The sequence below is a fragment of the Streptomyces sp. NPDC092952 genome (assembly GCF_044754785.1).
Lineage (GTDB): Bacteria > Actinomycetota > Actinomycetes > Streptomycetales > Streptomycetaceae > Streptomyces.
On the sequence record NZ_JBIVPT010000037.1, the window covers coordinates 1 to 25,227 of the forward strand.

The window sequence follows — 25,227 nt, forward strand, 5'->3', positions numbered from 1 at the left end:
CGCCCAAGCCTGGCAGGACGTGACAGCCCGACGCGAACCGGCCCTCGAACCCATCGGCACCTCCCTGCGACAATGGAGCCGACGCCTGCGCGAGAGTGCGCAGGAACCCGAGGTCACCGGGGAGCTGGGCTACTGGACCGAAGTACTCGGGCACCAGGAGTCGCAGCTCGGGAGTAGGGCGCTCGACGCGCGGCGCGACACCGTCGGCACAGCGGGCCACCTGACCCGCGAACTTTCGTCGGAGGTGACGGAGGAACTCCTCACCACACTGCCGGCGGCGTTCCACGCGGAGATCAATGACGTGCTCCTGTCCGCGTTCGCGCTCGCCGTCCAGGACTGGCGCGGCGACACCTCGGGAGTCCTCGTCGAGCTCGAAGCACACGGCCGCGAGGAGAGCCGGGTGCCGGGCGCCGATCTGACCCGGACCGTGGGCTGGTTCACCAGCACCCACCCCGTGCGGCTCGCGCCCGACTCCACCGCTGACGCCGGCGCTGCGCTCAAGGAGGTCAAGGAGCAGCTGCGCGCCGTACCGGGCAAGGGCCTCGGCTACGGGATGCTGCGCCACCTCAACCCCAAGACGGGTGCCCTGCTGCGGGAACTCCCACGTCCGCAGATCAAGTTCAACTACCTGGGCCGGATCGCCGGCGCGGCGGGGGACCGGCCGGTGCAGGACTGGGCGACCGCTCCGGGCAGCGCGGGCATCGGCGGCGGGCGCGACGCGGACATGCCGCTCACACACGCCGTCGAGGTGAACGCCATCACCCGCGACACCGAGCACGGCCCCGAGCTCCTGGTGAGCTGGACCTGGGCCAAGGGTCTGCTCACCGAGGCGGAGGTGACGCGCCTCGCCGAGGCGTGGTTCACGGCGCTGCGCGCGCTCGTGGAGCACGCCGCCCAGGGGGACGCGGGCGGATTCACGCCCTCGGACGTGCCCCTATCCATGCTGGATCAGAGTGAGATCGCTCGGCTGGAAGCCGAGCTGTCCGAGTGGAGGATGTCGGAATGAAGCGGTCCGCGATAGAGGACATACTCCCGCTGTCACCTCTGCAGGAGGGGCTGCTGTTCCACAACGTCTTCGACGAGAAGGCGCTGGACATCTACACCGTGCAGATGGCTCTCGAACTGGAGGGCCCGCTGGACACGGCGGCGCTGCGGGCCGCCGCCGGGGCACTGCTCACCCGGCACGCCAACCTGCGCACGGCGTTCCGGCACGAGGGGCTCAGCCGCCCCGTGCAGGCCGTACTGCGGGATGTACCTCTGCTGTGGCACGAGGAGGACCTGAGCGCCCTGCCCGGGGCTGAGTGCGAGGAGACCGCCCGGCGGATCCTGGACGCCGACCGGGCGCGCCGCTTCGACCTGGCCAAGCCGCCGCTCGTGCGGTTCACCCTGCTCAAGTACGGTCCGCGCCAGCACTGCTTCGTCCTCACCAATCACCACATCCTGTGGGACGGCTGGTCCCGGCCGGTGCTCCTGCGCGAACTGCTCGCGCTCTACCTGAGCGGGGCCGACACCTCGGCGCTGCCCCGGGTGCGGCCCTTCCGCGACTACCTCGGATGGCTCACCTCCCGGGACCGGGAGGCTGGCGAGCGGGCCTGGCAGGAGGCGTTCGCCGGGCTCGAAGAGCCGTTCAAGGTGGCGCCCGCCATAGCCGACCGTGCGCCCGTGGTGCCCGGGCAGTTGGAGTTCACGCTGTCCGGCGACCTCACGGCCGCGCTCACCGAGCGGGCCCGCTCACTCGGCGTCACCCTCAACACCGTGACGCAGGCTGCCTGGGCGCTGGTGCTCGCACGGCTCGCGGGCCGTGACGACGTGGTGTACGGCGTGACGGTCTCCGGCCGCCCGCCGGAGCTCGACGGCGTCGAGAACATGGTCGGCCTGTTCATCAACACTCTCCCGCTACGCGCCCGGATCGAACCGGCCGAACCGCTGGGCGCGTTCCTGCGCCGGCTGCAGGAGGAGCAGGCCCGGCTCCTGGACCACCAGTACCTGGGCCTGACCCGCATTCAGGAACTGGTGGGAGCAGGTGATCTGTTCGACACCGCACTCGTCTTCGAGAACTACCCTCTCGACGCAGCCGCCGCGACCGGTGCGGAGAGCCGTCCCGGCGCCCTGCGCGTCACCGGCGTCAGCACCCAGGACGGCATGCACTATCCGCTCGGCCTGATCGTCAAGCCGGGACCGGTGCTGCGGCTGCGCGTCGACTTCCGCCCCGACGTCTTCGACGAGTCCCAGGCCGAAGCGGTCGGCGAGCGGCTGCGCCGGGTGCTGCAGGCCGTGGTCGACCACCCCGACCGCGCGGTCGCCACCCTCGACGTGCTTTCGCCTACCGAACGGAACCTGGTGCTGCATGAATGGAACGACACCACCCGCCAGGTGCCCGGCACCAACGTGGTGGAGCTGTTCCAGGCCCAGGCCGCCCGTACCCCGGACGCCGAGGCGGTGGTCTGCGGGGAACGGACTCTGACCTACGACGAGCTGAACGCCCAGGCCAATCGTGTAGCGCGTCTTCTCGTCAAGAACGGGGCCGGTCCCGAGAAGTTCGTGGCGCTCGCGCTGCCCCGCTCCGTGGACTCGGCGGTCGCGCTCCTCGCCGTCCTCAAGTCCGGCGCCTCCTATTTGCCCCTCGACCCAGACTACCCGGCCGAGCGCATCGCGTACATGCTGGAGCACACCGCCCCGGAACTGCTCGTCACCACCTCCGACCTCGCCGACGGCCTGCCTCGGGGCGCCACCCAGCGGGTGGTCCTCGACGAGACGGACGTGAGCGGCTACGACGATGCCGACCTCACGGACGCCGACCGCACCGCGCCCCTGCTGCCCGCGCACCCCGCGTACGTCGTCTACACCTCCGGCTCCACCGGCCGCCCCAAGGGCGTGGTCATCGAACACCGCTCCCTGGGCGCCTACCTGGCGCGTGCGAAGGAGGTGTACCCGACCGCGGCCGGCACCACGCTGCTGCACTCGCCGATCTCCTTCGACCTGACCGTGACCGGCCTGTACACCCCGCTGGTCAGCGGTGGCCGGGTGCACATCGCCGCGCTGACCGGCGAGGCCGCGAGCGGTCCGCGCGCCACGTTCATGAAGGGCACCCCCAGCGTCCTGGCCCTCCTGGACGAGCTGCCCGACGAGGTGTCGCCGACCGGCACCCTGATGCTCGGCGGGGAACTCCTCGTCGGCGAACACCTGGACCGCTGGCGCCGCCGCCACCCGCAGGCGACCGCCTACAACGTGTACGGCGCCACCGAAGCCACCGTGAACAGCGTCGAGAACCCGATCGCCCCCGGCGAGCAGGTGCCCGCCGGAGCCATCCCGGTGGGCAGACCGTTCTGGAACACCCGGATCTACGTCCTGGACCACGGACTGCAACCCTCCGTCCCCGGCACGGCGGGTGAGGTCTACATCGCGGGCACCGGACTGGCTCGCGGTTACCTCGGCCGACCCGGCCTGACCGCCGAACGGTTCGTGGCCTGCCCCTACGGCGCGCCCGGCGAGCGCATGTACCGCACCGGCGACCTGGCCCGCTGGAATGCCGAGGGCCGGCTGGAGTTCGTCGGCCGCGTCGACGGACAGGTCAAGCTGCGCGGCTACCGCATCGAACTCGGTGAGATCGAGGGCGTGTTCACCGCCCTCGCGGATGTCGCCCGCACCGCCGTCGTCGTCCGCGAGGACACGCCCGGCGACCACCGGCTCGCCGCCTACGTGGTGCCCGAGGACAGCGCGGCCCTCGACCCGGCCGTGCTGCGCGCGCACGCCGCCGAGACGCTGCCCGCGTACATGGTGCCGGACGCCGTGCTGCTACTCGACGCCCTGCCGCTCACCCCGAACGGCAAACTCGACCGCCGCGCCTTGCCCGCACCCGACCTCGCCCACGGGGAAGCAGGCCGCGCGCCGCGCTCGCCCCGCGAGGAGATCCTCTGCGGGCTCTTCGCCGAGGTGCTGCGCCGCGATCGGGTCGGCATCGACGACAGCTTCTTCGACCTGGGCGGGCACTCCCTGCTCGCCACCCGCCTGGTCAGCCGGATCCGCACCACCCTGGAAGTGGAGCTTTCCGTACGCCGACTGTTCGAGACCCCGACGGTCGCCGGACTCGCAGCCGCCCTGGAAGCGGGCCACGCCGCCCGCACCCCGGTCACGCGCAGCCCGCACCGCGAGGGCCGGATCCCTCTGTCGTACGCCCAGTCCCGACTGTGGTTCCTGCACCGCCTGGAGGGACCGAGCCCCACCTACAACATCCCGGTCTCGCGGCGCTTCCTCGGCGCCCTCGACCAGGTGGCACTGCAGGAGGCGCTCAGCGACGTGGTGGCCCGGCACGAATCGCTGCGCACCGTCTTCGCAGAGGACAAAGAGGGCCCGTACCAGCACATCCTCGACCCGCAATCGGCGACCGTGCCGTTCAAGACGGTCCTCACCGACGAGGAACGGCTGCCCGGCGACCTCAAGGAGGCCGCCCGGTACGGCTTCGACCTCGGAAACGAACTGCCGATACGTGCATGGCTGTTCGAGGTGTCCCCCGACAACCACGTGCTGCTCCTGCTGGTCCACCACATCGCCAGCGACGGCTGGTCGCGCCGGCCGCTCGGCCGTGACCTCGCCCTTGCCTACGCCGCCCGGTCCGAGGGCCGGGCACCGCAGTGGCCCGACCTGGCCGTACAGTACGCGGACTACACCCTGTGGCAGCGCGACGTCCTGGGTTCGGAGCAGGACCCCGACTCACCGCTCAGCCAGCAGCTCGCGTACTGGAAGAAGGCACTCGACCGGCTCCCCGAGGAGCTGAACCTGCCCGCCGACCGGCCGCGACCCGCCGTACCCACCCGGAGCGGCGCCCGCAGCGGCTTCCAGGTGGACGCCGAGCTCCACGCTCAACTTGTCGAGTTGGCGCGATCAGAGCGGGCCACCGTGTTCATGGTGATCCAGGCCGCACTCGCCGTGACCCTGTCCCGGCTCGGCGCGGGCAGTGACATCCCCATCGGTACCCCGGTCGCGGGCCGAACCGACGACGCCCTGGAGAACCTCGTCGGGTTCTTCGTCAACACCCTGGTGCTGCGCACCGACACCGCGGGCGACCCCAGCTTCGAGGAGCTGATCCGCAGGGTGCGGGAGACCGCGCTCGGGGCCTACGCCCACCAGGACGTGCCCTTCGAGCGGCTCGTGGAGGAGCTCAACCCGGCCCGCACCATGGCCCGCCACCCGCTGTTCCAGGTGATGCTGGCGTTCAACAACACCGATCAGCAGAGCGCCAGGGAAGCCATCGACCAGCTGCCGGGCATACAGGTCACCGGCCAGGCCGTCGGCTCCGCCGTGTCCCGGTTCGACCTGCTCTTCGCCTTCGCCGACGTGCATGGCAGCGATGGCGCGCCCGGCGGTCTGAACGCCGTACTGGAGTACAGCGCCGACCTGTTCGACGCAGCCACCGCCCAGTCCATCGCCGACCGGTTCGTCCGGGTCCTGCACAGCCTGGCCGCAGCCCCGAAGGAGGCGATCGGCCGCGTGGAGGCGCTCTCCCCCACCGAACGGGAGCGGCTGCTCACCGCGGCCGCCGCGACCCGGCCGCTGCCCACCGCGACGCTCGCCGAACGCTTCGCCGCCCAGGCAGCCCGCACCCCGGACGCCGTCGCCATCGAGGACGGCCCGCACACCCTGACATACGCACAGGTCGAACGGGACGCCAACCGCCTCGCCCAGCTGCTCGCGGCCCGCGGCGCCGGGCCGGAAGCGCTGGTCGGGCTCGCTCTGCCCCGCTCGGCCGACCTGGTCGTCGCCCTGTTCGCGGTACTCAAGACGGGCGCCGGCTTCCTGCCGCTGGACCCCGACTACCCCGCTGACCGGCTCGCCTACATGGTCGAGGATGCCGCGCCCCCGCTGGTCCTGACCCGGCGGGCCACGGCCGCACTGGCATCCGGGTCCGAGCCGCTGCTGCTCGACGACCCTGCGACACTGCACCTGCTCGCCGAGCAGGCGGACACCCCCTACGACGTCGGCACGCTGTCACCCGAGCGGCCCCTGTACGCCATTTATACCTCGGGCTCCACCGGCCGCCCCAAAGGCGTGGTGCTGCCCGCGCGTGCCATGGACAACCTCATGGCCTGGCACCAAGACGCCATGCCCGCGCGGGACGGCTCCCCGGTGGCCCAGTTCGCGGCGATCAGCTTCGACGTGTCCGTGCACGAGATCCTCTCCGCGCTGCTTCACGGACGTCGGCTCGTGCCCTGCCCCGAGGCAGTGCGCCGCGACCCGGTGGCCCTTGTGCACTGGCTGCAGGACCACCGCATCGAGCATCTGCACGCCCCGAACCTGCTGATCGAGGCCCTCGCCGAGGCCGCCGCGGAGGAGGGCGTCCCGCTGGACCGGCTGACGGATCTCGCCCAGGCCGGCGAGGCCCTCACTCTCACCCCGGCCGTCCGCGCCTTCTTCGCCGCGCGCCCCGGCTTGCGGCTGCACAACCACTACGGACCGAGCGAGACCCACGCCGCAACCGCCGCAACGCTGCCCCGGGACCCGGCCGACTGGCCCGCCTCGGCGCCCATCGGCAACGCGCTGCCCAACCTCGGCCTGTACGTCCTGGACGAGGAGCTGCGGCTCGTACCGCCGGGAGTCACCGGAGAGTTGTACGTCACCGGGGCGGGCCTGGCCCGCGGCTACCACGGTCGCCCCGGCCTGACTGCCGAACGGTTCGTAGCCTGCCCGTACAGCGCGGCGGGAGAGCGCATGTACCGCACCGGCGACCTGGTGCGCCAACTGGCAGACGGACAGTTGGAGTTCCTCGGCCGGGCCGACCACCAGATCAAACTGCGCGGCTTCCGGATCGAACCCGGCGAGATCGAGGCGGCGCTCGCCGCGCACCCCGGCATCGCGCGCAGCGCCGTACTGCTGCGTGAGGACCGGCCCGGCGACAGACGCCTCGTCGCGTACACGGTGCCGACCGGCGACGCGCTGGCGCCGGTCGACGAACTCCGCCGTCACCTCGGCGACCGGCTGCCCGACTACATGGTGCCCGGCGCGTATGTCGCCCTCGCCGAGATGCCCCTGTCGCCCAACGGCAAGCTGGACCGGGCGGCTCTGCCCGCGCCCCCCGACGCCACGCGGGACGGCCGCGGTCCCGCCGGACCGCGCGAACGGATCCTTTGCGACCTGTTCGCCGAGGTCCTCAAGGTGGACCAGGTCGGCGTGGACGACGACTTCTTCGCCCTGGGCGGCCACTCGCTCCTGATGACCCGGCTACTCAACCGCATCCGCACCGTCCTCGGCGCCGAACTGTCAATGCGCTCCCTGTTCGACGCCCCCACCGTCGCCGCGCTCGCCGCCGCACTCGACCGCACCGAACAGGCAGATTCCTACGCTGAGCTGCTGCCACTGCGCATCCGCGGCACCGACACCCCGCTGTTCTGCGTCCACCCGGCGGCCGGTCTCGGCTGGTGTTATGCGGCGCTGACCGCCCACCTCGACCCGCAGACCCCGCTGTACGCCCTCCAGGCCCGCGGACTGTCCGAGCCGGGGGCCGCACTGCCCGCCACCATGGAGGAGATGGCCGCCCACTACGCGGCCCTGATCCGGACCGTCCAGCCCAAGGGGCCATACCGGATCCTCGGCTGGTCCTTCGGCGGGCAGGCCGCGCACGCCGTGGCGACCCGCCTGCAGGACGAGGGCCAGGAGGTGGAACTACTGGTGCTCCTGGACGCCTACCCGAACTTCGTACGCGGCCAGGACGCCCCGGTGCGCGCCGAGGCCGACATCGTGGCCGGCAGCCTACGGGCCATCGGCTTCGAGTTCGACGAGGCGGAGCTCACAGCCGACCGGTTCCCCATCGAGCGCTACCGGGAATTCCTTCGGACGGAGAACAAGTCGCTCGCCCAGCTGGACGCAAGCCAAGTCGTCGCGGCCAAGGACGTCTACGTGAACAACGTGCGGCTCATGGCCCGATTCGAACCGAAGGTCTACCGCGGTGAGTTGCTCTTCTTCACCGCGACCCGAGTTTCCGAGGAAAAGCGGATGCGAAGGAACACAGCTTCCTGGAATCCCTATACGGAAAGGGTATCCGAAAACTACGATGTGGAGGCCGAGCATGAGGGAATGCTGACCGAGCCGGCTCCTACCGCCCGAATCGGGCGAGTTGTCCGTGAAAAGTTGCGGTCGCTGCGAACTGCCACCGCGCCCACCCAGGGGGTTTTGACTCATGAGTAATCCGTTCGAAGACACCGAAGGTACCTATCTGGTCCTCGTCAATGACGAGGGACAGCACTCTCTGTGGCCGTCGTTCGTGGAGGTCCCGGCCGGCTGGAGCACCGCCCTGGCCGAGACCGACCGTCAGTCGTGCGTGGACTTCATCAACGAGAACTGGACGGACATGCGGCCCAACTCCCTGGTGGCCGCCATGGACGGTGCCGTCGGCGCCAAGGCCTGAGGGGCGTACGACTGTGTTCCGCACGATGCTGAAGTCAAAGATTCACCGGGCCACAGTGACCCAGGCCGACCTGCACTACGTGGGGTCGGTGACGCTGGACCCCGACCTGATGGAAGCGGCGGACCTGCTGCCGAACGAACTGGTCCACATTGTCGACATCAACAACGGCTCCCGGCTGGAGACCTACGTACTGGAAGGGGAGCGCGGCACCGGCATGGTCAAGATCAACGGTGCAGCCGCCCGCCTGGTGCACACAGGTGACCTGGTCATCATCATCGGCTACGGCGTCGTGGCCGACGAGCGGGCTCGTGACGTGAAGCCCCACGTGGTCTTCGTGGACGAGTACAACCGCATCCTGGAGGAGAGCGACGATCCCGCGCTCGCCGCGGGATCGGGCGTGGTGGGAGTGCCAGCCGCGGTCTGACCCCGCGGGCGGGGCCCCGGCGGGCCGAAGGGAAGAGGGCAGGAAGAAGGGCCGGTCGTATCGAGACGATGCGACCGGCCCGGTTCTTTTCAGCAACGGTTTCCCGAGAGCGGATGAGAGCTCAGGCAGTGGCCATTCGTGCGAGTGACACATGGACCGCCGACTCGAGCGCATGCGCGGCCGTCTGGGACAGGCCCAGCTCGTCGAGCGTGTTCAGCGCGGCCTGGGTCATACCGCCCGGCGAGGCGACCGCGTCCATCACCGAGGCGGGTGTGGCCCCGGGCGCGGCAAGGAGCGCGCCCGTGCCGGCGACCGCCTGCGCGGCCAGCGCGGCGGCCGTGTGCGGCGCGAGCCCCTGGGCGACGGCAGCCTCGGTCAGGGCCTGCGCGAACGCAGACACCAGCGCAGGTCCCGCCCCCGACAGGGCGCTCACTGTCTCCAGCCGGTCCTCCTCGACAAGCGTGACGTCCCCGAGCGGTGCACACACCTGCCGGGCCAGGTCGAGCCACGAACCGTCGGCGCCGGGGCCCGGTGAGAGCACGGCGACCCCGGCGCCGAGCGCCACCGCCACATTGGGCACAGCACGAACCACAGGCACCCCGGGCAGGGCCGCCGCGACCGCCTCGGTGCGCCACGAGGCGACAAGTGAGAGCAACAGCTGGTCGCCGCCGACCAGGCCCGCGAGTCGGGCCAGCGCATCCGCCGTCTCGTGCGGATGCACGGCAAGGACCACCACCCCCGCACCACGCACCGCGTCGGCCGGATCGGCGGCGGCGCGGATGCCGAACTCCTCGCTCAGCGCCCGCGCCCCGGCCCCGGTTCGGGACACCCCGACCAGCGTGGCGGCCGGCCGGCCCGCGCGCAGCAGCCCGGACACCATGGCCCGGGCGATCCGGCCGCACCCCACGAACGCCATGGGCGGCACCGTCATACGGTCTCCTCGATGAGCGAGGCCACCGCCGAAACCCCCGTGGCCAGGCGGTCCCTGGGCTCCGTGCCCACCGAGATCCGCACGAAGCGCTCACAGGAGGCGCCGTAACCGATGCCCGGCACCACGGCCACCCCCCGCTCGTTCAGGAGCCGCTCGGCGAACTCCTGCGAGCCGAGCCGGGACGCACCGAGCGAGGCGAACAGATAGAACGTGGAATCGCCGGGCAGACAGGACACCCCTCGGTCCGCGAGCAGCCGCGACATGTCGTTCCGCGTCCTGACGACCCGCTGGATCTGCGGTCTCGTCTGCTCCAGTATGGTCTCGAAATTCTCGGCCAGGTAATAGCTGAGAATCGTGGGAGCACACGTCACCATGTGCTGCTGCAGTTTGAGGATCTGCTCGGCCAGCTCGGCATGGGCGATGAGATATCCGATACGCCAGCCCGATATCCCGTAGTTCTTCGACATGGAATTGCAGACGACTGTGTGCCGCTTTTCCGGATCGTGTTCGAGGGCCGAGACGAACGTTGCGCCCTCGGGCATGAACTCGTGGTACGCCTCGTCGGCGATGATGAACAGGCCATGTTGCTCGGCGAGTTCATGGAGGGCCTTCAGTTCCTCCGCTGCGAGCCGGCGCCCGCTGGGGTTCTGCGGATTGTTGACGACGATCGCCCGGGTGCGCGGCGTGACGTACGCGGCGAGCTCCGCCACCGGCTCCTGCCACGGCGTCATCACCGGGACGCCCCGCGCCAGGCGCACCTGGTCGGGATAGCTCACCCAGAGCGGTTCCGGGATGATCACCTCGTCGCCCGGCTCGAGCAGCGCGGTGAACGTCATGAACAGCGCGGCCTTGGAGCCGGCGGTCACCATGACCTCGCGGTCCGGGTCAACCGGCGAACCGGTGCCCGACTCGTAGTACTTAGCGAGCTTCTCGCGCAGCAGCGGCAGCCCGCGCGAGTGGGAGTAGTGGTGGATCCGGTGCGCCGGCATCCCCTCGAAGCTGGGCGCCGGTATGTCGAAGAACGCCTCCCCCAAGGAGAGCGTGATGGTGTCGATACCGCAGGACTGCAGCTCGTAGATCTGGTTGTTCAGCCGGATCGAAGATGCCTCGGACACGCTGTCCAGGAGGCTCGCGTGGTGGACTGCGGCCATCGGGAAGTCCCCTTTCAATGTGGTTGCGAGCTGCGTGGTCGCGCGCTGCTCAGAGGACACGGATCTGCCCGCTGCCCCAGACGACGTTCTTGACGCACGTCAGCGACTGCAGGCCCATCGGCCCGCGTGAGTGGAGCTTCTGGGTGGAGACTCCGATCTCGACGCCGTAGCCGAACTCACCGCCGTCCGAATAGCGCGTCGAGGTGTTGACGAAGACGCTGCCCGAGTCGATCGCGCGGGCGAAGCGCTGGGCCACCGCGATGTCCTGGGCCACGACGCCCTCCGCGTTGCGGGTGCCGTACCGGTTGATGTGGGCCAGCGCCTCGTCGAGTCCGGACACCACCTTCACGGCGAGGATCAGGTCCAGGTACTCGGTCGACCAGTCGCTGACCTGCGCCTCGGCGGCCGCCGGCCACACCTGCCGGGTGCGTACGTCACCACGCAGCTCGACGCCGAGGCCCTGCAGCTTGTCGAGGACCTTGGGCAGCCACTCGTCGGCAAGGTCCTCGTGCACGAGCAGCGTCTCCACCGCATTGCACACGCTCGGGCGGGAGGTCTTGCCGTTGACCACGATGCCCATGGCCATCGTGAGATCGGCCGAGGCGTCCACGTACACGTGACAGTTGCCGTCACCGTCGATGACCGTGGGCACCGTGGCGTTCTCGCGCACGGTGGCGATCAGGCCGGGACCGCCGCGTGGCACGAGGAGGTCGATGTACTCGTCTGCGTGCAGCAGCTCCAGGGCGGCATCGCGGGAGGCGTCCCGAATCAGCTGCACGGCGTCGTCGGGGACGTCGTCCAGGCCGCGCAGCGCCTCGGTGATCACGTCGGCGATGGCGACGTTGGTGTGCATGGCGATGGAGGAGCCCCGGAGGACCGCCGCGTTCCCGGACTTGAGGCAGAGCGCGGCCACCTCGGCAGTGACATTGGGCCGGGCCTCATAGATGACGGCGACCACGCCGAGAGGTTCGCGCACCTGGTCGATGTGGATGCCGTTGGGGCGGCTCCAGCCGTCCACGACCTGGCCGACCGGATCGGGCAGATCCCGGACGGTGCGGATCGCTGAGGTCATCCCGGTGATACGCCGGTCGGTCAGGGTGAGCCGGTCGATGAGGGTGGCGGAGGTGCCGACCGCGCGGGCCGCCTCCACGTCGAGGGCGTTGGCCGCCTGCAGGGACTCGCGCGCGGCGTCGATCGCGTCGGCGATCGCGGCCAGCGCCTGGTCCTTGACCTGGGTGGTCAGCTCCCGCGTGGCAGCCGATGCTTCGCGGGCACGACGGCAGACGTCGATGACGGTTTCGGAGATGGCGGTTTCGGACATGCTCAGACCTCCAGGAAACTGATGTACGCGGTGTGGTGGAGCACGGTGAGCTCCTCGCCCGCCGTCGCGAGCGCGCCGGAACCGGCCGATACGCGCCCGCGGGCGACGACCTCGGCCCCGTCCGGCCGCGGGCCCGGAGCGACGAGGTCGACCACGGCCCCGGATGCGAACGAGCCGGTGCAGGATTGGATATGGCGCCCCAGGAGCGGGCCGCCGTCCGCGATGACGGCGAGAGCCTCGGGGCGGCAGACGAGCCGTCCGGAGGGCGGCGCCGACAACGCCCGCCACAACAGGCCCACATCGGGCTGCTTGGCCGGGCGGCGCGGATGTACGAGGGTGCCGATGTCGTCGCCGCGCACAGCACGCACGGCTCCGTCCTCGGTGTCGGCGCTGGCGATCACCGCGGTAACCCCGGCCGTCGTTGCGATCCAGACGGCGCACAGCTTCGCCGCCATCCCGCCGGTGCCGAGCCCCTGGGCGGTGACACCCGCGAGCCGCTCGACGGCCGGCTTCATCGCCCGGACCTCGGGGATACGCCGGGCCGTCGCGTCCTGGCGCGGGTCGCTCTCGTACAGGCCGGGTACATCGGTGAGCAGCACCAGACGGCCCGCGCCGAGCAGCGCCGCGACCAGTGCGGCCAAGACGTCGTTGTTGCGGACCATGACGGCGTCGTTCTCGTTGACGACGGGCACCAGGTCCGCGTCGAGTGCGCCCTCCAGGACGGCTCGCGTACCACCCTGGTGCTCCGGTCCGATGAGGTCGGACGGGGTCAGCAGGATCTGCGCGGCAAGCAGCCCGCGCTCCTCGAAGGCGCGCCGGAACGCGTCGAACAGCAGCCCCTGACCTACGGCGGCCGCCAACTGGCGGGTGCTGTCGGACTGGGGGCCGGTGAGTCCGAGCCGGGACGCACCGAGCGCGATGGCGCCCGAGGCGACGAGCACCGGCCGCAGTCCGTCCGCGCGCAGCCTCACCATGGCGTCGGCGAGGGCATCGAGCTTGGCGGGGTCGGGCCGCTGCGCGGAAATGAGCGACGAGGTGCCGATCTTGATGACGACACACTCCGGATGGACGCCGGATGGACCTGGTGGCATGACAGTCCCCCTGGTTCTGGTCGTGGGCGGGTTGGCTTGCCCGGTAGGCGGAGGTGTTCGCGGATGTGCCGGTGGGCGCGGCGGTCGCCCGGCCACGGGGAGCCGCGCCCAGCCTTCGCGGGCGGGCGCCGAGGTATCAGCTCGAACGGATAGCGGCGTCGGCCGGGTACTCACGCCGTGACGGGGGCGGGGGCGGGCGCCACGCGGTGCAGCCAGCCCTCGGGGGCGGCGGTGCGTCCGGTGTGTACGTCCACCAGCGCGTCGCGCAGCGCGAGCGTCACGGGCCCGGCCGTGCCGTCCCCGATCCGCCACTCCTGATCGCCGTCGCGCACGGTGCCGACCGGGGTGACCACGGCCGCCGTGCCGGCAGCGAAGGTCTCGGTGAGGGTGCCGTCCAGGCTCTCCTGCCGCCACTGGTCGACTGCGAGGGGCTCCTCGCGCACCGCGAGGCCCTGCCGCCCGGCCAGGGTCATCAGGGAGTCCCGGGTGATGCCGGGCAGCAAGGTGCCCACTGCGGGCGGTGTCACGAGCTCGGCGTCGGCGCCGTGGCCGCGTACGAAGAAGAGGTTCATGCCGCCCAGTTCCTCGACCCAGCGGCGCTCCACCGGGTCGAGCCAGACCACCTGGTGACAGCCAGCGCTCACGGCCTGCTCCTGGGCGAGGTAGGCGGGTGCGTAGTTGCCCGCGAACTTCACACCGCCGGTGCCGCCCGGCGCGGCACGCGTGTAGTCGCGGCTGACAAACACCGTGACCGGATCCGGCCGGTCGGAGAAGAAGCCGCCGGTGACGAAGGCGATCAGCAAGAAGGTGTACGAACGGGCCGGGCGCAGAGCCAGGTTGGCCTCGTCGGCGAAGAGCACCGGACGCAGATACAGGCTCAGTCCGGGTGTCTGGGACAGGCTCGCCTGGTCGGCGGAGACAAGGAGTTCGACGGCGTCCTGGAACAGCGCGTCGGGCAGTACGGGCATGGCGAGGCGTTCCGCAGAGCGGCGCAGCCGGGCGGCGTGGTCCAGCGGCCGGAAAAGGTCCACGTCGCCGCCGGGGCGCCGGTATCCCTTCAGCCCCTCGAAGACCACCTGGCCGTAGTGGAGGCCGACCATGGCCGGTGACATCGGCAGTTCCGCGAAAGGCGCCAGGTGCGGCTGGGACCAGCTCTCGCCCTGCTGCCACCGCGCGGTCACCATGTGCGGGGTGAAGAGTTCACCGAATGGCGCGCGGGCAGGCGTGAGCACCGAATCAGCTGGATTGTGCATGGTTCTGAAATCCCCCGTCAATGACTCAAGGCCAACGTCTGCGCAATCAAACCAGCGGCGCGAAGAAGAATGTCTCGCGCAGCGAGAATGTCCCCGCCGCGGTCACGCTGAAGAAATCGGCAAAGCGCAGCGATGCTTTCGAGCCGTCACGCAGCACTCCTTCGAAGGCGCCGCGGACGGCCACTTCACGCCCCTCGCAGACGAGTGTGGTGATGGAATGGGTTCCGCTCTCGATGACCCGCTCGTCCCGGTAGAAGCGCTCCAGCTCAGCATGACCGTTGAGCTCTGCGTATCCGGGCCTTCGGTACTGCGCGGCGGGTTCGAACAGCTGGAGCAGCCCGGTGATGTCATCGGCGTCGACCAGGCGGTAATAGGTGCGTACGGATTCCGTGGGTGACGAAGACGAAACGACGGGTCGGGTGGGTTTCGAAACAAACTCATTCATGCGCTCGAACGTTCTCCCTGGGTAAAAAATCTGTCTGCGTATGGCCTAGCGAAGGCAGCAGGAAAAGGGCGGAGTGGAACCTGTTCGGACATCATCAGCGAAAGGGATCCGGACCGGCGGTGAATCTCGTCCGTCTACCAGCAGTCCACTCTGCGATGCCTTCCGGCCGCTCGGCAAGAGGCGCCGGGCATTTACCGAAGGTTCCGGCCGAAGTCCTGACTAAAGTAGGGGTGCTCGCTGGCCTTCGTGCACTGCGGAGACCCTTGCCCGGCCCTTACGTTTCGTTACGTGACGATGAACGTGAAGAGGCAGGGAGCGCATAGATGATCACGCTGCAGGGGTTGACCAAGCGGTACGGCGACCGCGCTGCGGTCGACGGCCTCTCCCTGACGGTCCCAGCGGGCCGGGTCACCGGGTTCCTCGGCCCCAACGGCGCGGGCAAGTCCACCACCATGCGCATGATCATGGGACTGGACCGCCCCACCGAGGGTCATGCCCTGGTCAACAACCGGCCCTACGAGCAGCTGCGCCACCCGCTGCGCGAGATCGGCGCGCTCCTGGACGCCAAGGCGGTGCACCCCAGTCGCAGCGCCCGCAACCACCTCAAGGCGCTCGCCCAGACGAACGGCATCCCGACGGCCCGGGTCGACGAGGTCCTGGAGACCGTCGGCCTCACCTCGGTAGCCGATCACCGCGCCGGATCGTTCTCACTCGGCATGAGCCAGCGCCTCGGGATCGCGGGCGCGCTGCTCGGCAACCCGGGCATCGTCATGTTCGACGAACCGGTCAACGGCCTCGACCCGGATGGTGTGCGCTGGATCCGCGGTCTGATGCGCGGCCTGGCAGCCGAGGGCCGCACGGTCTTCGTTTCCAGCCATCTGATGAGCGAGATGCAGCTGACCGCCGACCAGCTGGTCATCATCGGCAAGGGCAAGCTGATCACCGAGACCTCGGTCAAGCAGCTCATCGACGCCAGCTCCCTGAACGCCGTCAAGGCCCGCGGTCCCGAGACCTCCGCGCTGGAGCGCCTGGTCGCCCGCCTCTACGAGTGGAGGGTGCCCGTCCGCTGGGAGAGCGCCAACGAATTGCACATCAACGGGCTCACCGTCGATCGGGTCTCTGACCTGGCGTACGAGCTGGGCGTGCGCTTGCACGAGGTGCGCGCCGTCGAGGCCTCCCTGGAACAGGCCTACATGGAGCTCACCGCCGACAGCGTCGAGTACGGAACCCCTGCCTCGCGCCCCGCGCCGGCGTCGGATGTCGATGGAGGCCGTGCATGACCGACACCCTCGTCCCCCTGGCTAAGGCTGGACCTGACTACGGCGTCGGCGTGTACCGCGACATCACGGAGTGGGCCGCCGACACCCCCGGCTGGCTACAGACGTTCGGCGAGCTGTTCACCGAGGGTGGCATCCTGCTGTTCGTCGGCGTCATGGTCTTCCAGTGGTGGCGGGCCCGCAAGGGCGACGACCGCGCCATGGCGTACGCGCTGATCGCGCCGATCGCCGTCGTGGTGGTCTACGCCCTCAGCGAGGTCATCAAGGCATGGCTGCACGAGGAGCGGCCCTGCCGCGATATCCCCGGGGTGCGGGCCATCGCGGAGTGTCCGGCCGCTGGTGACTACTCCTTCCCGAGTAACCACTCGGTGATTGCCGCCTCCGCAGTGGCCACCCTTCTCATCAGCTGGCGCCTTATCGGTGTCCTGCTGCTGCCAGTGGCGGCCCTGGTCGCCCTGTCCCGGGTCTACGTCGGCGTCCACTACCTGCACGACGTCGCGGCTGGCATGCTGCTCGGCCTGCTGCTCGCCCCGCTGGTGCTCCTGGCCCTGCGGGTACCCGGCACTCACCTCATCACGGCCCTGCGCCGCAAGCCTTCACTCGCGCTGGTCCTCGGCGCCTCGCCCGTCCTGGCGCCGCCTGCCCCACAGCACGCCCCGTACTCCGCTACGCGCCACTGAGCAGCGGCGCCACCCGCAACTCTCCTCATCTGAACGGGAACTGTCATGACGACATCGACCTCTCCGTCCGCCGCGCCCGGTGCGGCGCAGGCGACCGGCGGCGGATTGCCCGGCGCCGTGGCAGCCGAGTGGACCAAGCTGTGGTCGGTCAGGTCCACCTGGTGGAGCCTCATCGGCGGCGGACTACTGATGCTGCTCACCGCGCCGATCATCGGCTCGACCATGGCGAACAACAAGAAGAACAGCGCCGGAGTCGCGGTCAGCGAGGTCGCGGTCAACACGGTCTACGTCGCCGAGTTCGCCCTCATTGCCCTGTCGATGCTGGTGATCACGGCCGAGTACACCTCGGGTAGCATTCGCACTACCCTGCAGGCCGTGCCCAGGCGCGGGCAGATGCTAGCCGCCAAGAACATCGTGGCTGGCGCCATCAACTTCGTCGGCGGTATCGTGCTCTGCCTCATCGGCGCCGGAGTGTCGGCTGTGACGCTGGGGGACAAGGCGATCGCCGACGGGGGAGAAATACTCGCCACTTCCCTACGCATGGGTGTCTACCTGGCCCTGATCAGCATGCTGACCATCGGTGTAGCCATCGCGGTGCGCAGCGCCGCGGGCACCTTGACCATCGTATTCGTCGGCCTCACCGTCATGCCGGTGATCCTGCAGGCCTCAGACATGTCGCCGCTGGTCTGGCTCTCCGACCGGATGCCCAACTCGGCCGGCACGCACTTCATGAACGCAGACACCAGTCCGTACGGAGCGGGCACGGCCTTGGTCTTCCTGCTCCTGTGGTCCGTAGTGGTCACCGCGGTCGGCCATCAGACACTGCGCCGCCGCGACGCCTGACCACCCCCCGATCACGTCCCGGTCGCAGAACCGGGGCGTGCGGGTGTTGCGCATTCAATATCCCCCGTATGGATGCGCAACACCCGTCCAACACCATGCCAGTTGCCCCATGGCCTCTGCTACGCCGCTGGTCGGCTGACTTAGAGTGAACCCCGTGACCCGCATCCCTCTCCATCTGCGAACACTCGCCGACTGGCTGGCCCCCACCGAGCGCCCGCCGAGGCCCAGACGTTGGATCTCGGCCTCGCTGCTCACCTGGGTGGCGCTCAACATCCCCGCTCTGCTGCTCGTCCAAAGCATGAACGCGGTGGAGCACCGGACGCTGCAGCTCCTCGTCGGCGCCGCGGTGATCGGCGCCTCCGTGCTGATCTACTTTCGGCTGCCCCTCGTCTCGTTCGTACTGTGCCTGGGCCTGTGGTGGTTCGTCGGGGTCATGCAGAACGATGTCGGCTCCATCGTAGTGTCGCCGTATCTGCCGACGGTGTTCATCAGCAGCTTCACCGTGGGACGGCTGCCGATGCGGCCGGCATCAGTGCTCGCCTCGGTCGGCGTGGTAATCCTGGCGGGAACCGCGGTCACAGCCTTCGCCGGGCTGACGCTGCCGATGTGGTTCGTCCTGATGACCTCGCTGATCTTCGCCTGCCAGCTGCCGTGGCTGGTGGGCCGCTACGCACGCCAGCGCAGCGAACTGCAGCACGCCGGCTGGGAGCACGCCCGCCAGCTGGAGCTCCAACAGCGCATCAGCGTGGAACAGGCCCGGCTCCGCGAACGCACCCGTATCGCCGAGGACATGCACGACTCGCTGGGCCACGAGCTCAGCCTGATCGCGCTGCGCGCGGGTGCCCTGCAGGTCACGCCGGGCGTCGACGAGCGCTTCCGGGACGCGGCGGGAGAGTTGCGGGCCAACGCTGCCAGCTCCTTGGAACGTCTGCGCGACATCATCGGAGTCCTGCGGGAGGACGACGCTCCGGCCAGGATGGAGCCCGCTCAGCCGGACATCGGCGACTTGGTGGAGCGCGCCCGCGACAGCGGAGTGGACGTGGTGTTCGACCGCAGCGGCGATATCGGGAGCCTAGACGAGATGACCGACAAGGCTCTGTTTCGGGTGGTGCAGGAGTCGCTGACCAACGCCATGAAGCACGCGCCCGGATCATGCATCACGGTCCGACTCGCTTACGCTGTCGACGAGGTAATGGTCATCGTACGCAACGGACCCTCGCCGCAGCGGCCCGACCGGCCCGCCGTGCAAGGCCGGCGCGGACTGATCGGCCTGGAGGAGCGGACCCGGCTCGCGGGCGGCGCCCTGCGCGCCGCCCCCCTGCACGACGGCGGCTTCGAGGTGCAGGCGAGCCTGCCGCGCACCCCGCCCGCCATGCGCCAGGCTGGCAGCACCACGGCGCCGATCGACACCCACGCCGAGATCACTGAGGACAGCCTGGCGCACGCCACCACCCGGCTGCGCCGACGGTTCATCTCCCTGGTGGCCCTGCCGCTCACCCTGTGTGTGTGCCTGGCCGTCGGCATGCTCGGCTACTACGCCTATCTGTCCTCGTCTTCGGCGCTCGCCCCGAAGTTCTACGATCGGATCGAGCTCGGTAGCCCCGCAGACCAGATACAGCACCTACTGCCCGACAACGAGATGAGCGATCCGCCCTCCGAATCGCTCCCCGAGCCCGAGGGCGCCGCCTGCCGCTACTACCGGGCCAGTTCGGCGCTGTTCGTACGCATCGACGTGTACAGGCTCTGCTTTCGGGACGGCTATCTGACGCACAAGGACGTCATCACGGCCAAGTCCCGCGAACCCGTCGACCACGATTGACCGGGGCGGACCGTCCCCCGCCTCCGCGCACCCAGGTCCCCATTGAACAGGGAGAGCACGATTACTGCCATCCGACTCATCCTTGCCGACGACGAGATGATGATCAGGGCTGGCGTAAAGGCCATCCTCGCCGCCGACCCCGAGATCCATGTGGTGGCGGAGGCCGCCAACGGCGCCGAAGCCGTCGACCTGACCCTCAGACACCACCCCGACGTGGTCCTCATGGACATTCGGATGCCGGTGATGGACGGGCTCGCCGCAACCGCGGAGATCAAGCGCAAGGTCCCGGAGACCTCCGTCCTGATCCTCACCACCTTCTCCGAGGACGAGTACGTCGCCCGGGCCCTGGGCGACGGCGCCGGCGGATTCATGCTCAAGTCTGGCGATCCCCGCGAGCTGTTGACCGGTGTACACGCCGCCGCACGAGGCGCCGCCTATCTCTCGGCCGAGGTCGCCGGCCGCATCATCGCCGAGCTGAACCGCGGCTCCGCGGGCCAGCGCATGGTGCGCAACGCCGCCTCGCGCGAACGCGTCGAGACACTCACCGAACGCGAACGTCAAGTCCTCGCCCTTCTCGGCCAGGGCCTGTCCAACGCCGACATCGCCAAGCGACTACACGTAGTGGAAGGGACTGTGAAGAGCTACGTCAGCTCCATCCTCATGTCCCTCGAGGTACGCAACCGGGTGCAGGCGGCAATCATCGCGTACGAGACCGGTCTGGTGGACAAGGAGCTATGACGCCCATGCCGCACCCTGACATGGTCCGCACCACTCTGGAGCGCGCCTGCGCGGCCCAGCCGGGAAGCCGCGCGCTGGAGCCAGTCGAGGACCGACGAAGTCGTCGCCGCGGTGGGCTGGTGCTGCTATCAGGAGAGCACCACCCGCCGCCTGGCCCTGCTCAGCCACGCCGAGACCGCACTCGGCGACCCCGAGCACCTCTACATGCTGCAGCACCGTAGGGTCCTCGGTGTCCTCCGCGATCTGCACGGCCAGTCCACCGTCGGCGTCGTCGAGGACCTGCCGGACCTCGGTCTGCGCAGGATCGCCAAACCGCTCGGCGTGATCGCCGTCCCCAGTCCGGCCACCACACCGGTGCCCGGCATCGTCTGCAACGTGCTGCCCATGGTGAAGACCCGCAACGCGGCCGTCTTCAGCCCCAACCCACTGGCGCTGGGCCCGGCCCGGGCCACGGTGCGGGTCGTACGGGACGCGCTCGCCGAGGTCAGCGCGCCCGTCGACCTGGTTCAGTGCCTGGAGCACACCGACCGGCGCACAAGCGCCGAGCTGATGGCCGGGGCCGACCATGTGGTGGCCATCGGCGGCGCGGGCACCGTCCGCAGAGCGTCTGAGAGCGGAACTCCCGCTGTCGGCACGGGCGTCGGCGATCCGACAGTCGTCGTGGACGAAACCGCGGACCCGGCCGACGCAGCCGAGAAGATCGTGACGGATGCAAGCTACAACAACGGCACCTCCTGCTCCTCGGAGAGCAATGTACTCGTGCACACCTCGGTCCTCGACGAGTTCAGCTCCCAACTAAAGGCGCAAGGTGCCCACTTGTGCACCGAGTCCAAAGACTGCGGTTGCGGAGCGTACTCTGGTCCGACGACGGGAAACTGGACCGAGACATGATCGGCCTCCCGGCTGCCGAGCTCGCCGAGGCTGCCGGCATCCACAGTGCCCGACACGACAAGGCCTCGCTCCTGGTCCTCGCGGGCAACACCCGCTCCAAGCGGGCGAGTTACGGGACGAACCGATCCTGCGCGAGAAGATCTCTCCGGTGCTGACGCTCGGCCGGTTCGACTACTTCGCCGAGGCGGGCTCGGGCGTGCAGCGTGTCCTCGACATCTGCGGGAAAGGCCACAGCTGCGGCGTCCACAGCACCCGGGCCGACCGGGTGGCCTGCTCACCAAGGCAGTGGACAGCTGCCGGGTCGTGGTGAACCAGTCGACCATGACCACCACCGGCAGCTTCGAGAGCGGCGTCCCCTTCACCACCACACTTTCCAGCGGCAGCTGGGGAGGCTGCAGCACCTCCGGAAACGTCACCTGGCTGACCTTTCTCAACCACACCCTCATATCCCGTCCTATAGCGGAATGCCTACCCGACGAGAAGCTCCTCTTCGGCGCGTACTGGGGCCGGGAGGTTACCTGACTTTCGTCAACTGCATACTGGATCAAAGTAGGTTGACACAATCCCTCGCTTCGGCATGTACGGGATTCTCCTTGACGCATGTTCGAAGTCCGGCATAAATTCACGGGAGTTCGGGAGTTCCCGTCGGGCCGTCCCGGCACGCAGCAGGGGAGAGACATTCATGGCATGGGCATCCGTGAACGGAATTCGGATCCACCATGAATCGCAGGGGGCCGGCGAACCGGTCCTGATGGTGATGGGCAGCGGAAGCCGAGGGAGGGTCTGGGACCTCCACCAGGTGCCGGCCCTCACCGCCGCCGGATACCGCGTCATCACCTTCGACCACCGCGGCGTACCGCCCACCGACGAGTGTGCCGACGGTTTTACCCTCGACGACATGGTCGCGGACACCGCCGCCCTCGTCGAGCACCTGGGCATCGGCCCTTGTCTCGCCGTCGGCACCTCGCTGGGCGCCCAGATCCTCCAGGAACTGATGCTGGCCCGCCCCGAACTGATCAGCAGAGCGGTCCTCATGGCGACCAGAGCCCGTACCGACACACTGCGTCGCGCCCTGAGCGCGACCGAGATCGACCTGCACGACTCGGGCCTGCGCCTGCCGCCCCGCTACGCCGCCGTCATCCAGGCCATCCAGAACCTCTCGCCGCGCACCCTGGCCGACGGCGAGCAGATCCAGGACTGGCTCGACCTGTTCGAGGTGTCCGCCCCGACCCGCCCCGGCGGCCGAGTGCACATGGGCTTCTCCGCGATGCCGGACCGCACCCGCGCCTACCGGGCCATCGACCGCCCGTGCCAGGTGATCGCCTTCGGCGACGACATGATCACGCCCCCGCATCTGGGCGAAGAGGTCGCCGACGCCATCCCCGGGGCCCGCTTCGAGCTGATCCAGGGCTGCGGCCACTACGGCTACCTGGAAGACCCGAAGCAGGTGAACAAGACACTGATCGAGTTTTTGAGGCTGGAAGGATGACCATGAAGGACCTGGCCGAACTGCGCGCCTGGAAGCCCTACGAGATCACCGCGGATACAAGCGGGAGTGCGCCCGGCTCACTGCCCGAGTTCCTTGCCTCCCATGACAACTTCAACGCATTCCTCACAGAGAAGAAGGCCATCGTCTTCCGTGGATTCAGCGTAGCGGAGGATTCCCTGGATCCGGTGCTCGACCAGCTTCTGCCCAACCGGCTCGCGTATGTGCACGGAAATTCACCGCGTACCAAAGTGGGGTCGAACGTCTACACCTCCACGGAGTACCCGCAGGAATTCACGATATCGATGCACAACGAGCTGAGCTATGGCCACCGGTGGCCGTCGCGGCTCGTCTTCTACTGCGCCACCGCCCCGGCCACCGGCGGCGCCACCACGGTCGTCGACGGCGAGCTGTGGCTGGCCTCGCTGGAACCCGAGGTACGCGAAGCCTTCGCCGGCGGTGTGCGCTACAACCAGAACCTGCACGACGGCATCGGCCTCGGCAAGAGCTGGCAGGACACCTTCGAGACGGACGACCGGGCGGCCGTCGAAGCGTTCCTCAAGGAGGCCGAGGCCGAGTGGAGCTGGCAGCCCGACGGCGCACTGCGCATCACCCAGATCCGGCGCTCTACCCTCGTCCACCCGGAATCCGGCACCGAAGTCTGGTTCAACCAGTCCGACCAGTGGCACCCGGCCTCGCTCGGCGACGAAACCGCCGCCGAACTGGCCCAGATCCTCCCCGCCGAGGAACTTCCCCAGTCGGTCACCTTCGCCGACGGCACACCGATCCCCGACGCCTATGTCCTCCAGGTCCGCGACCGGGGTCTCGAGAACGCCGTGGACGTGAACTGGGCCCAGGGCGACCTCTTGGTCATCGACAATGTGGCCGTGGGCCACGGTCGCGGCGCCTTCACCGGAGACCGCCGCATACTGGTCGCGATGACCGACTGACCGCCAGGTCGACACCTTCCAGCATCCACTGAGCTGTTTCCAACCTGACGGCGCTGGCCGCGTGTTGGGCGGGTCTACGGAACGACGAAGCTCCTGGTAGACGGGTTCACGATCAAGATCCGCCGTCTGCCAGGAGCTTCGCGTGCTTGTCCACCCGTCGTCGATCGACCTGTCCAGTCGCACCCCGCGGTACCTGACCGGACGACTTGCTGTGCGGCGAGGGGAGATCGGGACCCGGCGGCGGCGTCTGACCGCCGGCCGTCAGACTCTCCCCGCCCCGGCCCATCTGCGGTGCGGTGACACCTACGCCCAGCTTGCCGCCGGGATCGGGATCGGCATCGCGACCGCGTACCGCTACATACGCGAAGCCGTCGACCTGCCGGCCGCGCTCGCACCCACCCTGGCCCAGGCGATACGCGTCGCGCGGACCAAGGCGTTCATGATCCTGGACGGCACCCTGCTGCCGATCGACCGGATCGCCGCCGACACCCCGCACTACTCGGGCAGACACAAACGTCACGGCATGAACGTCCAGGTCCTCACCGACCCGTTCGGCCGCCTGCTGCGGGCCCCACCCGCGCTTCCCGGATTTACCCACGACCTGACCGCCGCCCGCACCCACGGCATCGTCGACGCACTCACCGACGCCGACCTCAAGCGCTGGGCCGACAAGGCATACCAGAGCGCCGGCAGCTCCATCCGGGTGCCCTTCCGCGGCCGTCGCCTCAAGCGGTGGCAGCGCCGCCACAACAGCACACACGCCAAGATCCGCTGCCTCGGCGAGCAGGCCATGGCCACCCTGAACGGCTGGCGCCTCCTACGGAAGCTCCGCTGCAGCACCACCCGCATCACAGCGATCGTCCAGGCCATCCTCGTCCTTCACCACGCGTCAACGTGAGGTTGGAAAGGGCTCGGTAGCCATCCCCGAATATCTCGTCGCAAGCGAGGGGAACATAGCCGCACATCGCCGGTTAGCCAAACCGGCCTTTGCGCGGACGATTGTTGTCCACCGTTTGCTCCGAGTACCACGGCGGATCGATCCACCTGCGAGCAGCGCCATCTGCCGCCGACGGCTTTCCCCAGAATCACTTTGGTGCTCCATACCACCCGGAGATTCACCACACTTGCCCAACGAACCGATAGCAGACTACACAGACCGTCATGAGGACGGTGCCCCTTTCGTCCAAGATGACAGCGGGTCGTCTCTCCTGGCCAATGCTTGGTATTCGACGCGCGACCTCGCCGCCTGCCTGCGTGTAGACACCTCGACTCTGCGCCGTTGGCGCACCGCTCGGCCACCCCAGGGCCCGCCGTTCGTCTCCGTGTCGGAACGCGTCATCATGTACAGCGCGGTCGACGTTGAGGAGTGGCTGCATCGCCACCGGACCGTCCCGCGGCAAGACGCCTGATGGCCGAGAAAGCCGTGGTACCGGCCGGTGTCCGACTCACCACCGACATCGAGTACCGGCCTGATCGCCCCAACCCGTACCGTGCGCGAGTCCGCTGGTTCGATCCGGCTACGAAGCGGC

The 25,227-nt window shown here is 69.3% G+C and carries 20 protein-coding genes; 14 read left to right on the forward strand and 6 right to left on the reverse strand.

The genetic code is table 11. From position 1 onward, the window contains the following. The 4 genes from ACIQGQ_RS36340 to panD all read left to right on the forward strand — a co-directional run. The coding region (locus ACIQGQ_RS36340) for a condensation domain-containing protein (RefSeq protein ID WP_402404693.1) at window positions 1–1,006 on the forward strand (1,006 nt) is incomplete at its 5' end. Further along, the gene (locus ACIQGQ_RS36345) at window positions 1,003–8,178 is read left to right on the forward strand and encodes an amino acid adenylation domain-containing protein (protein ID WP_402404696.1); all 7,176 of its coding nucleotides are present in this window, start codon (window positions 1,003–1,005) and stop codon (window positions 8,176–8,178) included. The genes ACIQGQ_RS36340 and ACIQGQ_RS36345, both read left to right, overlap by 4 nt. Further along, entirely contained in the window at window positions 8,171–8,398 is a 228-nt protein-coding gene (locus ACIQGQ_RS36350) for an MbtH family protein (RefSeq protein WP_359286096.1), read from the forward strand. The genes ACIQGQ_RS36345 and ACIQGQ_RS36350 overlap by 8 nt, the downstream gene beginning before the upstream one ends. A 13-nt stretch (window positions 8,399–8,411) precedes the next feature. Further along, window positions 8,412–8,822 (forward strand): aspartate 1-decarboxylase, encoded by a 411-nt coding sequence (gene panD, locus ACIQGQ_RS36355; RefSeq protein ID WP_402404700.1) that lies wholly within the window; start codon window positions 8,412–8,414, stop codon window positions 8,820–8,822. Window positions 8,823–8,943: 121 nt separating this feature from the next. Here the strand turns inward: panD and ACIQGQ_RS36360 are convergent, their stop codons facing one another. The 6 genes from ACIQGQ_RS36360 to ACIQGQ_RS36385 all read right to left on the reverse strand — a co-directional run bounded on the left by ACIQGQ_RS36360 (window position 8,944) and on the right by ACIQGQ_RS36385 (window position 15,014). Further along, on the reverse strand, window positions 8,944–9,753 hold the full coding sequence (locus ACIQGQ_RS36360; RefSeq protein ID WP_402404702.1) for a pyrroline-5-carboxylate reductase family protein: 810 nt from the start codon (window positions 9,751–9,753) through the stop codon (window positions 8,944–8,946). Beyond that, window positions 9,750–10,904 carry a pyridoxal phosphate-dependent aminotransferase gene (locus ACIQGQ_RS36365; RefSeq protein WP_402404704.1) on the reverse strand — a complete coding sequence of 385 codons (1,155 nt, stop codon included), beginning with the start codon at window positions 10,902–10,904 and terminating at the stop codon, window positions 9,750–9,752. The genes ACIQGQ_RS36360 and ACIQGQ_RS36365 overlap by 4 nt, the downstream gene beginning before the upstream one ends. Before the next feature lie 49 nt (window positions 10,905–10,953). Beyond that, window positions 10,954–12,225: a glutamate-5-semialdehyde dehydrogenase gene (locus ACIQGQ_RS36370; RefSeq protein WP_402404709.1), complete on the reverse strand. Its 1,272-nt coding sequence runs from the start codon at window positions 12,223–12,225 to the stop codon at window positions 10,954–10,956. A 2-nt stretch (window positions 12,226–12,227) separates the two neighbouring features. Then, window positions 12,228–13,316 (reverse strand): glutamate 5-kinase, encoded by a 1,089-nt coding sequence (proB, locus tag ACIQGQ_RS36375; RefSeq protein WP_402404712.1) that lies wholly within the window; start codon window positions 13,314–13,316, stop codon window positions 12,228–12,230. Between the two features lie 170 nt (window positions 13,317–13,486). Next, a complete protein-coding gene (locus tag ACIQGQ_RS36380) occupies window positions 13,487–14,569 on the reverse strand; it encodes a branched-chain amino acid aminotransferase (protein WP_402404715.1) in 1,083 nt (360 codons plus the stop codon). A gap of 46 nt (window positions 14,570–14,615) precedes the next feature. Beyond that, window positions 14,616–15,014, reverse strand: a complete 399-nt coding sequence (locus ACIQGQ_RS36385) for a nuclear transport factor 2 family protein (RefSeq protein WP_402404718.1) — start codon at window positions 15,012–15,014, stop codon at window positions 14,616–14,618. Between the two features lie 323 nt (window positions 15,015–15,337). On the opposite strand from ACIQGQ_RS36385, the gene ACIQGQ_RS36390 reads away from it, so the two are divergent. The 10 genes from ACIQGQ_RS36390 (at window position 15,338) to ACIQGQ_RS36435 (ending at window position 24,596) form a co-directional block, all read left to right on the forward strand. Continuing rightward, a complete protein-coding gene (locus ACIQGQ_RS36390) occupies window positions 15,338–16,294 on the forward strand; it encodes an ABC transporter ATP-binding protein (RefSeq protein WP_402404721.1) in 957 nt (318 codons plus the stop codon). Next, window positions 16,291–16,971 (forward strand): phosphatase PAP2 family protein, encoded by a 681-nt coding sequence (locus ACIQGQ_RS36395; protein ID WP_402404723.1) that lies wholly within the window; start codon window positions 16,291–16,293, stop codon window positions 16,969–16,971. Before ACIQGQ_RS36390 ends, ACIQGQ_RS36395 begins: the two co-directional genes overlap by 4 nt. A gap of 45 nt (window positions 16,972–17,016) precedes the next feature. Continuing rightward, complete coding sequence (locus tag ACIQGQ_RS36400; RefSeq protein WP_402404725.1) at window positions 17,017–17,814, forward strand: ABC transporter permease subunit; 798 nt, start codon at window positions 17,017–17,019, stop codon at window positions 17,812–17,814. Window positions 17,815–17,968: 154 nt separating this feature from the next. Then, window positions 17,969–19,633, forward strand: coding sequence for a sensor histidine kinase (locus ACIQGQ_RS36405; protein WP_402404728.1), 1,665 nt, complete (start codon window positions 17,969–17,971; stop codon window positions 19,631–19,633). A gap of 96 nt (window positions 19,634–19,729) precedes the next feature. Continuing rightward, window positions 19,730–20,371, forward strand: coding sequence for a response regulator (locus ACIQGQ_RS36410; RefSeq protein ID WP_402404746.1), 642 nt, complete (start codon window positions 19,730–19,732; stop codon window positions 20,369–20,371). A gap of 111 nt (window positions 20,372–20,482) precedes the next feature. Then, window positions 20,483–21,262: an aldehyde dehydrogenase family protein gene (locus ACIQGQ_RS36415; protein WP_402404730.1), complete on the forward strand. Its 780-nt coding sequence runs from the start codon at window positions 20,483–20,485 to the stop codon at window positions 21,260–21,262. A gap of 321 nt (window positions 21,263–21,583) precedes the next feature. Next, window positions 21,584–21,784 carry a hypothetical protein gene (locus tag ACIQGQ_RS36420; RefSeq protein WP_402404733.1) on the forward strand — a complete coding sequence of 67 codons (201 nt, stop codon included), beginning with the start codon at window positions 21,584–21,586 and terminating at the stop codon, window positions 21,782–21,784. A 160-nt stretch (window positions 21,785–21,944) separates the two neighbouring features. Then, the gene (locus ACIQGQ_RS36425; RefSeq protein ID WP_402404736.1) at window positions 21,945–22,751 is read left to right on the forward strand and encodes an alpha/beta fold hydrolase; all 807 of its coding nucleotides are present in this window, start codon (window positions 21,945–21,947) and stop codon (window positions 22,749–22,751) included. After that, window positions 22,748–23,698, forward strand: a complete 951-nt coding sequence (locus tag ACIQGQ_RS36430; RefSeq protein ID WP_402404739.1) for a TauD/TfdA family dioxygenase — start codon at window positions 22,748–22,750, stop codon at window positions 23,696–23,698. The genes ACIQGQ_RS36425 and ACIQGQ_RS36430 overlap by 4 nt, the downstream gene beginning before the upstream one ends. Before the next feature lie 142 nt (window positions 23,699–23,840). Then, window positions 23,841–24,596 (forward strand): transposase family protein, encoded by a 756-nt coding sequence (locus tag ACIQGQ_RS36435; protein WP_402404742.1) that lies wholly within the window; start codon window positions 23,841–23,843, stop codon window positions 24,594–24,596. Window positions 24,597–25,227 lie beyond the last annotated feature (631 nt).